Genomic DNA, 14,612 nt, shown 5'->3' on the forward strand with positions numbered 1-14,612 from the left:
GCTCAAGCAACTGATGGTTTTCCGTCAAGACTCGTCCTTCTTTCTACGCCTGATACGCTTGTCACTCTTCATTCTTTTCAGTTCCACTTACGGCTTCACCGATTAGACGGAGCGATGAGTTTCATCAACTAAATTTCATTCTTCGTGTCTTAATTTTGCAAATTTTAAGCAGTAACAAATCAAAAATCCTTTAATCGGGAACGACCCACTATGAAGACAAAGAAAAAAATTCTAGCTCACTGTGAGGATAACTCTCTTTAAAAAGAGTCATCCATTCAAGTTTCTGTTGTTCACTTAAAGGCAACCCTTGATTACAAGCATTTATAAATTGCTGCTTATCTAATTCTTTGTTTACAAGTACTTTCGCTAAGAACGCGATACGTACATGCTCATCATATTTAATGGGTTCTGCAATGAATGTTTCAGCAAGCTGAAACCATATGGCATCACGAAAATTAAAGCGACTCATTTCATGTGTCATTTCAAAAAGTCGATCCAGCTTTTTCTTTTGGTTGCTTTCCTGAAATTCAAACTCCCTAGCCAAGTATCTAATAAATCGCTCATTATGCACCTTGTCATCAAAGTCGGCTTTAGGACTAAACCTATGAGCTTGTGAACAAGAAAAATTTAAAATTTCACTAAATGAATATTCGATATCGTCCCAACATACTTCCATTCCATCTTTTAATATCAATGGATTAGCGCGCAGAAATGATGTCCATGTAGACTCAGCGTTAACATTGTCAGCAAAAGCCCTCATCAAGAGTAAGTCATTTACATTTGCATTGAGATGTAGAGAGTATCCAGAAAAAGACCTTTTAAGCATACTGACTAATACTTTAGGCACCTGATAAGATCGGTTGACTCTTAATTCATGCATGATCGACGATACCAGTGCGCTATCTTTTATTACTGAAGGCCTTATCTCAAGCCCCCCAACTCTTTCTAACGCTTCTATTGTGTCGATGGTTAATCTAGCTTCTTCTAAACTTCCATTATCATTGCCGCTCTTTATAACGCCTTCAACATTTAGAGGGTCAAACGGAGCTCCTAACTTAAAAACGGATGATGGTACTGCTATGCCTTTATTGAATTTAGATATTATTAATGAAAGCAGCCAATATAGTGAATAGTAATATTCTTCAGAGTATTCATTTTCTATTCTATCAAATCTTGATTGACAGATTGCTTCATATTCAAACCCAACATTTCCCCCAATTTGATTCTTAGAAAATACGCAATCAATAAATTGAATATGTTTCATGCCACAGGGGTTAAATATACATTGTTCAAACCTGCAGTTAGTGATGGAAACTACTTGGGTTATTTTTTGTTCCGCGTTGGATTTTGTTGAAAAGAAAGTACACCTATGAAACCTGCACCCGACTGCAGCTCCCAAGGCTAAGAATTCATAAGAGACACTACATGAGGAAAAAGAGATATTACTAAGGGAAGACACATGACTTAGGTTATCTAAGCGTACTGATTTGACTTCAAAATTTGTGCTATTACTTTGCTTTGGGTTATTAAATATTGCTCGGCTTTCGTTACCGTCATACCAAACCGATAATGATTGCTGTAGTTTTTCCTTTCCCAATATAGGATCTAGAGAATTTTCGGTGATGTCTGCTCTAAGCTTTTCACCAATACCTTCAACTTCCATGAAGGGGATGCAAGGCAAGGTAAGCTCATTATTGTTATTACTCTGAAGTATTTCCCATGCCTTATCTCTAAACCACATAGCATAATATTCTTCATAAAATGGAGTGTTCTTATTTGTTAGTACATTGTGGAATAATCTTAAATCTGTTCGTCGCAACAATTCCGGTTTTAATTTTACCCCATAAGAGCCAAGCTCACTTTTTAGTGCAAAATATACTCGCCTCCCATCCTCAGATGTAGTACATGAAAGCCCTCTATCTTTTACTTCAGAAATCCCGCCTATTCTCAACTTTTCAATAAATGGCAACAAGAACCCACCAGAATGAAAAATATTTTGCAAAGCCGCTTCAGACAATAGACCGTTGTAATTTAGATCATGAGTCACTATCGATGATGCTGTTTCGACAGGATGTTTATCATCTGGTCGATAAAATACCAATTGTCCGTTTACAATTTGGTGATGTGAGCGCCAGCATGGATGCTCTTCCCACTCTAATCGTTTACGAAGAAAATCTTCTTTATCAGTTAATTTACCCTCCCGTTCCAAAGTAACTTTGAGCTCAGTTTGCAAACCGTAACAACCTAAAAGTGAGTCCACATATTGATTTTGTATGTCATTATATTGTGGCCTTTGAATGTTAACGCCTATTCTGCTTAACTCATCAAGTAAAACCTGCGTATGATGTCGACTCCCTCCTTCAACTCTTAAATGTACGACTCCACTTAACGATGAAAACTGGTTGGCATCGCCATCTAAAAATTTCCCCTCTATCCTAAAGGTGCTGTTATTTTTTCTATGCAGGCTCACCCAGAATTCATTAGGAACATCAGAACAGAAGTTATCTTTTTTCTGCATCGCCCGGCCATAGCGATAAGTGCATGTTGGAAAATCATTTTTTTCTGAACGCCCTATTTCATTTACGGTAGATGGAGACAGGGTGGGTAATTGAAGAAGTAACTTATCATTCACTCTATTTATTATTTGTTCTTCAACAGCAACAGAAGCTTGTTTTCTCAACACTGTTTGTATCGATTCAAGTAACTTAACGGCTTCAATTATTGTTAATTTATTAGCCCCAGAACACTCTACATAACGCTCATTCTCACAATAAGCTTGCTTTTGTCGCTCACATTTTTGATAAAGATCACTCTCAATATTAGAGAGCCTACTTTCGAGCGCGGATTGCTCACACTCAATATCATCGAGCCTACTTTCGAGAGCGGATTGCTCACACACAATATCAGTAATTCTCTCAATACCAATAGGCTCCAAAATATCGCTATATTCTCTTTCTGTTTTATTTTCTGAAAGCTGCTTTCGATACTTAAAATAGGCAATCAGTTGAAACCATAACTCATTCGTTTGACAAGTTAACCCCAAATTTTCAACAACTAATTCTTGAGCTTCAGGCGTTAATGTAATCCAGCATTCTGTATGAAGTCGATGGTTTTCATCATAGGTTTGATAAATACGTAAGTCAGCATCGGTAATTTGCTGGTGCTTGGCTGGCATGGCATAACCCATTACCCCGCTGGCTTCTATTGCCCCTTGCTCCGCTTCCGTCACTGTAGAAGAACAAGCCTTAGGAAAACGCCGAGCAATATAAGCTCGCCTTTGCTCGATAATCTTCATCAACCTCACTCGGTCAAACGGCTTATCTGGTCCATAGCATTCCACAAGATAAGCTATTTCGTGTCTTGGGATATCAAGCAGTTCTCTTGTGGCTTGATGAATTTGTGATTGTGTTAAATCACTAAACCATTGGGTATGTTGAGTTTGCAAAGCTTCCGTTGAAGCTTTACCTAACGGTGTTGCAGCGTTAGAATCTGGTGTTAGAAAAGCCTCTAATTCATAAACTGTGGCATCAAAAGCATCCACTTTTCGTTCTGTCTTAGTCAGAAAACCGTATTCGCCCGCATGCGCCCAATTGAGTGCCATTAACTTGCCTTCTTGGGTTTTGGTTAAATGGCAACCATCAACACCTATGCTGTTATTATTTCCTAATAAGGCAGTCACAACGTAGAACTTAGCCCTTTCTTCTGGTGAAAACTCTTTTACTTTGGGTGAAGGTTTAGGTTCAATAGTTTCAGTCGCAATAACAAAACCTTCATCAGTGGCAATCAGCTCACTCTCGGGTACCGATACTCCCATTAACTTGGCAAGTTTAGTCATTAACATTTGATTACGAGCAGAATCATAATGCAAAACGACTTGATGAGTTACAGCTTGGGATGTAGAGGCCACACTTGGTAAAGTTGTAGGTAAGGCACCCACTTCTTTTTCAAATAGTTGATATAACTCAGGAGAATGCTGCTTCAGCCAGTTAATCTGAAACCAAAGACAATTCGGCGCAAATTCAACGTCTTTATGTTTAAACGGTTCAGTGATTAGTATCAGCTTATGTGGCTGCGCCGGTATAGCGACACTGCCTGTATTAATAATAGGAATTGGTTTCTGACGCTGCTGTAAGGCAATGACGACATTGACCTGCTGCGTCATTTGATATATTAATTCAGTCCCTTGCTGTGTTCCTCCCAAATCTTGCACGATGTCTAGTCGGTCAAACTCAAAAGAGCCTCGACAACGCATCACATCAAGACAGTCTGCATCGTGTACCAATTTAGCAAACAATGATTTTGTTTTATCATTTTTGGCATCTTTATTAATAATCGCATCTTTGCAAACCGCAGCCAGTTGAGAGTCTCGCCCTAACATCAATAAATGTTGCTGGCAGTTTTCTCCGCTTTGGGCTTCCCATTCAGGCCGATCATCACCATCCCCCTTTCGCCCCGAGTCATGGAGTAATGCTGCTTTCATTAAATAAGGCAATTGTTCACTTGGAAAAGCCAAGGCTTCTTTGTCACGCAATTGCTTCCGAATCGAAAGTAAAACAACTACCCACAGCGCCACACGCGTTGCGTGCATAGCGCCATGGAAATCTCGTGCAATCTTATCTTTCGGAACACGTACACCAGAATAATCCGTCAATAAGTAACGTTCAGTAACAGCCTGACACTCTTCAAAAAAGCGTTCACTTAAAGGGCTAGTATTCTCCCCCCCAGCTTCATTTTTACTTATTTTTGTTACTGGTGAGCGTGAAGTTGCAGCATACCCTCTAACACTATGGGTTCGTTTCGGTGGATTATCTTGTTTAAGTGTTTTTGAGTGAAAAAATGCTGAATGTCGAAGTCGTTTTCGCACATCATTCTTAACTCTAAGAGGACCTAAACTAGAATGTTCACGCAGCCCGCTTCGCTCCATATTACTTAATGACACTAATTCTGAAATCAGTTCTTGATCTCTAACTGTTGGTAAGGCATTTACAAAATCATCTTTTATTGGAAATTCTTGCTCATCGTGACAAAATGTTATAGCTATCTTTTTACCACCATATGACAGGGTCTCATCACTCATAATGTCTGTCATTTTAACCTTAAACTTAGGCCTATCGGCAGGGGACACTCCCCAAAAAACACGTCGAAAATGCAATACTATACCTTCAATGCTTTCAGCCTGATTAAGCTTGAGTAAGCTATCTCTAAGTTTTGATTTGTCATTGCACGTCACGTGTTGGCATACCTGCGTGATCTCATCCAAATCATGGTCGGAAAGAATTGAAATATTAGTGAGTAATGAAGGAAGGCTAAACAAAGAAATACCATTAATCTGGTTTAGAGTAATTTGCATTTTATTTTATACGGTGTAATTGCCTCCAATTAATCATTGTTAATTTTCTCTCTTATAAAAAAACAAAAAAGCCGCATTTTTGCGACTTTTTTAACATTTGTTAGGTTTTTCTAATTTAGATATTTTTGTGAATTTCTTGTACCGAACGAACCGTCTCGCGCTCATTAACTGCATGTGAAATACATGCTGCAAACGCGGCATTCAGAGTTGTGGTGTAGTTCACTTTATGGCGAAGTGCTGCACGGCGTAACTGACGAGAATCTTCAATCGCTTGACGACCTTCTGTGGTGTTTACCATGTAGCTGTACTCACCATTCTTAATACGGTCAAGAATGTGCGGACGACCTTCATGTACTTTGTTCACTAGGCGAGGGTTAATACCAGCTTCACCCAGTACTACGGCTGTTCCGTGAGTCGCATCTAGCTCGTACCCCAGTTTAATAAGCTGAGCTGCAAGCTCAACGACACGCTCTTTATCACTGTTACGAACAGACAGCAGCGCACGACCAGACTTAGGGACATCAGACGTCGCCCCTAAACAGGCTTTTGCATAAGCTTCAGCAAAGGTTTCGCCCGTCCCCATCACTTCACCGGTTGAGCGCATCTCTGGCCCTAGCAGCGGGTCAACACCTGGGAACTTGTTAAATGGCAGCACGACTTCTTTCACCGAGTACATGCTTGGGATCACTTCCTTAGTAAAACCTTGCGATTCTAAAGATTGACCAGCCATCACTCGTGCAGCGATTTTCGCTAACGGAACACCCGTTGCTTTAGACACAAACGGCACAGTACGAGCAGCACGCGGGTTAACTTCAATCATGTAGATTTCGTTATCTTTAACCGCAAACTGTACGTTCATAAGACCCACTACGCCTAGTTCCAATGCAAGTTTACGAACATACTCGCGCATTTGCGCTTGGATTTCTTGACTCAAGCTGTACGGCGGTAATGAACAACCTGAGTCACCAGAGTGAACACCTGCTTGTTCGATGTGCTCCATTATAGCGCCAACAACCACATCTTTACCGTCTGATACAGCGTCGATATCCACTTCAATCGCGTTATCTAAGAAGTAATCTAACAGTACTGGCGAGTCATTGGATACACGCACCGCTTCGTTAAAATAACGAAGTAAATCGTCTTGGTCGTATACGATTTCCATTGCACGACCACCCAAAACATAAGATGGACGAACCACTAGCGGATAACCGATACGCTCAGCGGCATGAACTGCGGCTTCAACTGTGGTTACCGTGTCATTTTCAGGCTGCTTAAGACCTAGATTTTTAATGGTTTCTTGGAAACGCTCACGGTCTTCAGCGCGGTCAATCGCATCAGGGCTAGTACCAATGATGGGTACGCCTGCTTCTTCTAACGCTTTCGCCAATTTAAGTGGCGTTTGGCCACCGTACTGAACAATCACCCCTTTTGGATTTTCAACACGCACGATTTCCAATACGTCTTCCAGCGTTACTGGCTCGAAGTACAAACGATCAGATGTGTCATAGTCCGTTGATACGGTTTCAGGGTTACAGTTCACCATAATGGTTTCGTAACCGTCTTCGCGCATGGCAAGTGCTGCATGAACACAGCAGTAATCGAACTCGATACCTTGACCAATACGGTTCGGACCACCACCTAATACCATGATCTTTTCACGATCAGATGGATTCGCTTCACACTCTTCTTCATAGGTTGAGTACATGTAAGCGGTATCAGTTGCAAACTCAGCCGCACAAGTATCAACACGTTTGTAAACTGGCAGTACACCTAAACGATTACGTAGCACGCGAATATCGTTATCAGAAACTCTTAGCAACTCAGCAATGCGCGCATCAGCAAAACCTTTACGCTTTAATTTACGCAAGAAGGTTTCATCCAGCTCAGTCACTGACATGTCTTGAAGTTCAGATTCAAGCTTGATCAGTTCTTCAATTTGCACCAAGAACCAGTGGTCAATACCTGTAAGTTTATAGATAGCATCAACTGATAAACCAATACGGAACGCATCAGCCACATACCAGATACGCTCAGCGCCCGGCTCTTGCAATTCGTGACGAATTTTAGAAATGGCGTTTTTATCATCTAAATCAATAATTGGATCGAAGCCATTTTTACCCACTTCTAACCCACGTAGCGCTTTTTGCATCGACTCTTGCAGCGTACGACCAATCGCCATCACTTCACCGACAGACTTCATCTGAGTTGTAAGGCGGTCATTCGCTCCAGCAAATTTTTCAAAGTTGAAACGAGGGATCTTAGTCACAACGTAATCAATTGATGGCTCAAATGACGCTGGTGTGCGACCACCGGTAATGTCGTTTGAAAGCTCATCTAACGTAAAGCCTACGGCTAACTTAGCGGCGATTTTAGCAATCGGGAAACCTGTGGCTTTAGAGGCTAGCGCTGATGAACGAGATACACGAGGGTTCATCTCGATGATCACCATACGACCGTCTTTCGGATTGATACCAAACTGTACGTTTGAACCGCCGGTTTCAACGCCAATTTCACGAAGTACTGCAAGTGATGCATTACGCATCAATTGGTATTCTTTATCCGTCAGCGTTTGAGCTGGTGCAACCGTGATAGAATCACCCGTGTGAACCCCCATTGGATCGAAGTTTTCAATCGCACAAACGATAATACAGTTATCGTTGCGGTCACGAACCACTTCCATTTCGTACTCTTTCCAGCCGATGAGTGATTCATCGATCAGTAGTTCATTGGTTGGTGACAGTTCGAAACCTTTTGAGCAGATCTCTTCAAATTCTTCACGGTTATAAGCAATACCGCCACCCGTGCCGCCCATAGTAAATGAAGGACGGATGATACAAGGAAAGCCCACTTGCTCAAGCACTTGATAGGCTTCATCCATGGTATGAGCGATATCTGCACGAGGACATTCTAAACCAATGCTCTTCATGGCTTTGTCGAAACGGCTGCGATCTTCTGCCTTATCGATCGCATCAGCGGTAGCGCCGATCATTTCAACGTTAAATTCTTCAAGTACGCCCTTTGCTTCTAACTCAAGCGCACAGTTCAGAGCCGTTTGACCACCCATGGTTGGTAAAACGGCATCAGGTCTTTCTTTGGCAATAATATTGCGAACCACTTCCCAGTGGATTGGCTCGATGTACGTCGCATCGGCCATTTCAGGATCGGTCATAATGGTGGCTGGATTAGAGTTCACCAGAATGACTCGGTAGCCTTCTTCTCGTAATGCTTTACAAGCTTGTGCGCCTGAATAATCAAATTCACACGCCTGACCGATGACGATCGGTCCCGCACCCAAAATTAAGATACTTTTTATGTCTGTACGTTTTGGCATTTCTCGGCTACCCCAGAGTTACAGCTTTTGTTGAAGGTGGTTTTCAATCAGTTCGATAAAGTGATCGAACAAAGGTGCGCAATCATGCGGTCCTGGACTGGCTTCAGGGTGACCTTGGAAGCTAAATGCAGGTTTATCCGTTAAGTGAATGCCTTGCAGTGAACCATCAAATAATGATTTGTGAGTCACTTTAATATTGCTTGGCAAACTGGCTTCATCAGCAGCAAACCCGTGGTTTTGACTGGTGATCATTACTGTGCCTTTCTCGGTATCACCCACTGGATGGTTAGCACCGTGATGGCCAAACTTCATTTTTGAAGTTTTCGCGCCAGAGGCTAACGCCAATAATTGATGGCCTAAGCAAATTCCGAATACTGGGATTTCGGTTTTTAAGATTTCTTGAATCGCTTCAATGGCGTAATCGCATGGCTCAGGATCGCCCGGACCATTTGATAGGAACACACCATCAGGATTCATGGCTAATACTTCACTGGCCGGTGTTTTTGCAGGTACAACGGTTACATCACAGCCACGATCAACCAACATTCTCAAAATGTTGCGCTTTACACCGTAGTCGTAGGCAACGACTTTATATTTGAGATCTGATTCAGGGGTATCACTTGGTAATCCTCCCACCAAGCGCCAACTTCCACTGCGCCATTGATAAGTTGAATCAGTAGTTACTTCTTTGGCTAAATCCATGCCTTTTAACCCTGGGAACGCTTTCGCTTCCGCTAGAGCTTTTTCACTATCATCACCCACTAGAATACAACCTGCTTGTGAACCTTTTTTTCGAAGAATACGAGTTAGCTTGCGCGTATCAATATCGGCTATGCCTACGACGTTATTGCTTTTAAGGTAATCACTGAGAGATTGTTGGTTACGGAAGTTACTGGCTACAAGAGGAAGGTCACGAATGATTAGGCCAGTGGCGTGAATGCTATCGGATTCTGTATCTTCTGAATTAGTGCCGGTATTTCCAATGTGGGGGTAAGTAAGAGTGACGATTTGACGAGAATAAGAGGGGTCAGTTAATATTTCTTGGTATCCTGTCATCGAAGTATTAAAAACAACTTCTCCGACGGCTGAACCAGTGGCACCAATTGCGGTACCTTTAAAAACCGTCCCATCTTCGAGTACGAGTAAGGCAGACTGTGTCAACACGACCTCCGAAAGAGCCAAGCTATTGAAAGTTATGATTTTTTAATTATCAACTCCTTGCACAAAATTCACATTTCATGAAATTTTGGCAAATTGCGCAGATTTTACATGAGAAACGTGATCTCGTCTACAAAAATGGAATTAAAGGAAAGAACCTTGAAAAACAACAAAAGCTTTAATTATCATACAGATAAAAGCGAGAAGATATTTTACAAACGCTAGTTTCTTTTTAGAGAACAAAGAGTAACGACCTAGTTTAAAAAATTATTCCCGAGCTAACCTTAGCTGTGTTGGAGAACTAAAATAGTTACGACATCTATTACTTCGACATTTATCGTAAACCATCACACAAGTATATGCCCCCAACACTCCACCAAGAATGCCCCCTCCAACTCCACCACCACAGCTTAAACATAAGCCAGTTATTGACTGATGGCTTGAGAGAACGGCTAACGTAGCCGCCGCATCGCTCGGCAAACCAAAACATACCATTCCCGTAGCAGCTGCATAGCCTGTACGCTCATCACATTTAGGTATGAAAAAACGCCCCGCTTTTACTACTACTTCATATACACATTTACCGACTCTAAGTTGTCCTTGGCCATTTCCTTGAGCATCAAGCTTTCTAAGTAACAAAGATTGTTCTGTCGAAGTTCGGAATTCTCGACTGTCCGAACTTACTGAATTTATTGTCCCGCCAGCCATTCTACTACCTTAACTATCGATTAAATGAGAACAGTAATGTTAGTGATTGAAAGGTAAAAAAACTGCTAAAGATCATTAAACATTGATTAACAAAAGTTTAGTTTTGGAAAGATGAGATAAAATCCTAAACAGAGCTATGAGGCGCGAAACTAATCAATTATTTTCGACGATGAATGCAGTTGTAAGCTCAACCTATAAGGTAATGGGTATTTTGAACGGCATCCACGTGACGTAGAGAATCAAACCAAAAAGAAGTTATTTATGAAGCATTTTTTGTGGCTTAGGTGCTTGCCCTTCAGAATTTGCATTTTCAAAGTTTGGAACAATGCTAACAATATAACCAGCAAGGACACCTCCAGCCGCTCCAACAACTCCTCCTCCAGCAATCTCCGCAACAGCTTCAATAAGCGCAGGACAAACAGGATAACTGTTTGGCAACTGTGTTGCACATATTGGGGCAGCTATAGCCACAGTGCATACAAAAAAAGTGATAACTCCTGTGATACAAGCACACTTTCCAACGCCTTGCTTTTCACATCGAGGAGTTAACAAGTATGTGATTCCATTACAACTAAAAAGTTGACTTGGCGAAGAGGTTTGAGGTTTCTTTTCTTCTAGAGTTTGGTATGTTTTTTGTGGTGAACCAACGGTAATCGATTTATCAGCTCCCATACAACCTCTTCATCTTTATCATTACTTCAAATAATCCTAATAACTCTATAAATTGTTCAGAGTTAGTTTTGGAGTTTTATTTAAGCTATTAATTATAGATACTTAGCCTTTATAGTCATATCCTTATTCAATTAATATGACGTTAAACAAAGTTTACTTAACAAATTCCATCCACAAAAAACAAAGCTCTTGGCTTCGCTTTAAATAATTTTAACCAGAAGAGTAAAATTACTTTTTGATTAAACGCTGTGCTTCGACATCATCTGGTGCTTTAGTGCAACAGTTACCAGCAACGACCCCTGTGCCATAGCCTGTACCCGCACCTACTGCTGCACCACCTGCAGCACCTAGAGCGCCATAATATAATACAGCTCCAGTGGCCATAGTCGGAACCGCAGTCCACACTCCACTTACTACGGCAACCCCGCCAGCTATTGCTCCTAAAACAGCTCCACAACCAGCTCCGAACCCTTGAAAGTATTGGGCATTTTCATAGCACCTAGGAACAAAAAGGCAGGCTCCTTTTTTCACAAGGTAACAAAACGAGGTACCAAGATTTAACGTTTGAGGGGCATCTTTCTGATTCAAAGTGCTTTCATAAGTTCTAGATACTCGCTCATTCAATGGTGATAGATTGCTCTCTGCTGGGTTACCTACTGGCATAATGTTAAATTCCAGAAATGACTTTAATGACAGTTTAATTTTTGAACACAAAAAAACCAGCCTAACCCAATGAAAGTTAAATTAAAGTTACTTTAACCTCACAAAACACTTTAACCTTGTTTGCTTAGTAGCAGTGCAGTGACATGGGAATGACAAACAAAATTGTGAATTGTGGGATAAAAAAAGCGAAGCACTTGGCTTCGCTTTAGTAAATCCTAACAGGAAATTACTTTACGAATTCAACACCGATTTTGATGTCACCTTTTAAGGTTTCAAGCATAGAGTCACGAGCTTCTGCTTCAAATGCACTAACTTCACCATAAGGAAGCACTTCTTCTACACCATTCTTACCTAAACGAACGGGTTGAGCGAAGAACTCAGCATGTTCACTGCCACCGTCAACATAAGCACACTCGATAACGTTTTCTTCACCTTGAAGACCACGTACTAGAGATAGACCGAAACGACATGCCGCTTGACCCATAGATAGAGTCGCACTGCCACCACCTGCTTTTGCTTCTACAACTTCAGTACCTGCATTTTGGATACGCTTAGTTAGAGCTGCCACTTCTTCATCAGAAAAGCTTACACCTTCAATTTGAGAAAGTAGTGGAAGGATAGTCACACCACTATGGCCACCAATCACGTTGATGTATACATCTTCAGGCTTAAGACCTTTCGCTTCAGCAACAAAAGTTTCTGAACGGATAACATCAAGGGTAGTAACACCGAACAAACGGTTTTTATCGTATACACCAGCTTTCTTAAGAACTTCAGCAGCAATCGCAACTGTAGTATTTACAGGGTTAGTGATCACACCAACAAGTGCTTTAGGGCAAGTAACTGCTACTTTTTCAATTAAGCTACGAACAATACCTGCGTTGATGTTGAATAGATCAGAACGATCCATGCCTGGCTTACGTGCTACACCCGCAGAGATCAATACCACATCAGCACCTTCTAGTGCCGGAGTAGGATCTTCACCCGCGAAACCTTTTACTTCAACGTCCGTTGGAATGTGGCTTAAATCAACTGCAACCCCAGGTGTTACTGGCGCGATATCATATAAAGATAGCTTTGAGCCAGAAGGTAATTGAGTTTTTAATAGTAGGGCAAGAGCTTGGCCGATACCGCCAGCCGCGCCTAGTACAGCAACTTTCATAATTGTCTCCGATGATTCGCAGGATTTGTGATCTTGGTCAAATTTGTGCGGCAACCATACTGTAATGTGACTCAAATTTCAATAAATCTGTGAAACAGTCAGCTAGATATATTTACGACAACTGGCAATTCAAAACGCTACTTCTAAAGGGGTTTAAGCCAAGTTGTAAACTTGTGTTTCCTCTTTTCACAAATGCATTTTTATGCAGCTTTATGCAGTTTGTTTGACACTATAATTGGCAGTGTGCAAAAATTCGTTTACTTCGAATGTATCAATAGCAGGATGTTGGTGATACCTTCACGGATAATAAAGACATCATTATGACTATTAAAAATCAAAACGAATTAGTAAAAGCGTTCAAAAATTTATTAAAAGAAGAACGCTTTGGTTCTCAAGGCGAAATTGTTAATGCCCTTCAAGCTGAAGGCTTTACCAATATTAACCAATCTAAAGTATCTAGAATGCTTAGCAAGTTTGGAGCAGTGAGAACCCGAAATGCCAAACAAGAAATGGTTTACTGCCTTCCAGCTGAATTAGGCGTACCTACCGCTGGTAGCCCACTTAAAAACTTAGTGCTAGACGTTGACCATAATGCGGCTATGATCGTAGTTAGAACTAGCCCCGGAGCAGCACAGCTAATCGCTCGTTTACTTGACTCCATCGGCAAACCTGAAGGTATTTTAGGTACTATTGCGGGTGATGATACTATCTTCATTTGCCCTGCAAACCTTGAAGATATGGACACTATTCTCGAAACGGTGAAATCTTTGTTTAATTACTCAGAGTAATTTAACCTCAGCACTATATAGCAGAGCTCCATGCTCTGCTTTTTTATATTCAATCCTGACTCTAATCTAAACAGAACAGCAATTTAATTTGCTGCACAGACTCTCTATTTATATTGTGAACGGTGTAACTTCTATAGAGATCTAAGCAAATGAAAGCACCGATTAAATATCTAATTGCATCCATTTCATTACTTGCAAGCTACTCCTGCTTGGCTGAGCAACTTATTCCAATTACGTTACCGGGTAAAATTGAAACGGTGAATTCGATTGTTATTGATAATGATACGGCATCACCTATGGGAATTTGGCTCGACCAAAGCACCAACGTTTACATGACCAGCGCATCGAATGATATCAAAAATGATACTAATGGTGGCAATTACCGCATTAACTTTAATATCCCCAACGACGATGCTCAAGCGACTAAAGCCAGCAGTCATTTAAACTTCTTTTTTGGGGTAGGGGTCAACGGGCAAGCCCGTATGTTAGGTCATACTCAATGCACTGCAGATTTAAACATTGATCTTGCTACCCGCTCTCTCATTATATCAAATGGCCGTTGCGATAACGGGCCTGGGTTAGAAGACTATCAACTAAAAATGACCTTTGATGGCAATGAAAGCGCAAGTATTGATGATATTACTCTTGATTCAGCTCGAATGCCTGATGTTCAAGTTACTTTATCGCAAAAATAAAACTAGCAGGCGTCATGAAGTTGAAAGCTTTGCTATCAGAGGCTTTAAGCAGTTTATATAAATGCGCAAGCTGTTATAAACCTTA

At 41.2% G+C, this 14,612-nt stretch carries 9 protein-coding genes; 2 read left to right on the forward strand and 7 right to left on the reverse strand.

The genetic code is table 11. The features are described from left to right. Positions 1–208: 208 nt before the first annotated feature. From D5018_RS07895 to mdh, 7 genes are all read right to left on the reverse strand, one after another. Positions 209–5,350 carry a SidE phosphodiesterase domain-containing protein gene (locus D5018_RS07895; protein ID WP_121838468.1) on the reverse strand — a complete coding sequence of 1,714 codons (5,142 nt, stop codon included), beginning with the start codon at positions 5,348–5,350 and terminating at the stop codon, positions 209–211. A 115-nt stretch (positions 5,351–5,465) separates the two neighbouring features. After that, entirely contained in the window at positions 5,466–8,681 is a 3,216-nt protein-coding gene (carB, locus tag D5018_RS07900) for a carbamoyl-phosphate synthase large subunit (RefSeq protein WP_121838469.1), read from the reverse strand. Positions 8,682–8,699: 18 nt separating this feature from the next. Beyond that, positions 8,700–9,842, reverse strand: coding sequence for a glutamine-hydrolyzing carbamoyl-phosphate synthase small subunit (carA, locus tag D5018_RS07905; protein WP_121838531.1), 1,143 nt, complete (start codon positions 9,840–9,842; stop codon positions 8,700–8,702). Positions 9,843–10,106: 264 nt separating this feature from the next. Next, positions 10,107–10,547: a hypothetical protein gene (locus D5018_RS07910; RefSeq protein WP_121838470.1), complete on the reverse strand. Its 441-nt coding sequence runs from the start codon at positions 10,545–10,547 to the stop codon at positions 10,107–10,109. A 255-nt stretch (positions 10,548–10,802) separates the two neighbouring features. Continuing rightward, positions 10,803–11,219, reverse strand: a complete 417-nt coding sequence (locus D5018_RS07915; protein WP_121838471.1) for a hypothetical protein — start codon at positions 11,217–11,219, stop codon at positions 10,803–10,805. A gap of 228 nt (positions 11,220–11,447) precedes the next feature. Next, positions 11,448–11,882, reverse strand: a complete 435-nt coding sequence (locus tag D5018_RS07920; protein WP_121838472.1) for a hypothetical protein — start codon at positions 11,880–11,882, stop codon at positions 11,448–11,450. A 226-nt stretch (positions 11,883–12,108) separates the two neighbouring features. After that, entirely contained in the window at positions 12,109–13,044 is a 936-nt protein-coding gene (gene mdh / locus D5018_RS07925) for a malate dehydrogenase (protein ID WP_121838473.1), read from the reverse strand. A gap of 317 nt (positions 13,045–13,361) precedes the next feature. On the opposite strand from mdh, the gene argR reads away from it, so the two are divergent. Next, a complete protein-coding gene (argR, locus tag D5018_RS07930; protein WP_121838474.1) occupies positions 13,362–13,832 on the forward strand; it encodes a transcriptional regulator ArgR in 471 nt (156 codons plus the stop codon). A 149-nt stretch (positions 13,833–13,981) separates the two neighbouring features. After that, a complete protein-coding gene (locus D5018_RS07935) occupies positions 13,982–14,527 on the forward strand; it encodes a hypothetical protein (protein ID WP_121838475.1) in 546 nt (181 codons plus the stop codon). Positions 14,528–14,612 lie beyond the last annotated feature (85 nt).

This window comes from Parashewanella curva (genome assembly GCF_003675895.1).
Lineage (GTDB): Bacteria > Pseudomonadota > Gammaproteobacteria > Enterobacterales > Shewanellaceae > Parashewanella > Parashewanella curva.

Coding starts and splice junctions, on each gene's coding strand:
- D5018_RS07895 (WP_121838468.1), bottom strand. CDS start 5,350: ATGCAAATTACTCTAAACCAGATTAATGGTATTTCTTTGTTTAGCCTT.
- D5018_RS07910 (WP_121838470.1), bottom strand. CDS start 10,547: ATGGCTGGCGGGACAATAAATTCAGTAAGTTCGGACAGTCGAGAATTC.
- D5018_RS07935 (WP_121838475.1), top strand. CDS start 13,982: ATGAAAGCACCGATTAAATATCTAATTGCATCCATTTCATTACTTGCA.
- carB (WP_121838469.1), bottom strand. CDS start 8,681: ATGCCAAAACGTACAGACATAAAAAGTATCTTAATTTTGGGTGCGGGA.
- mdh (WP_121838473.1), bottom strand. CDS start 13,044: ATGAAAGTTGCTGTACTAGGCGCGGCTGGCGGTATCGGCCAAGCTCTT.
- D5018_RS07920 (WP_121838472.1), bottom strand. CDS start 11,882: ATGCCAGTAGGTAACCCAGCAGAGAGCAATCTATCACCATTGAATGAG.
- D5018_RS07915 (WP_121838471.1), bottom strand. CDS start 11,219: ATGGGAGCTGATAAATCGATTACCGTTGGTTCACCACAAAAAACATAC.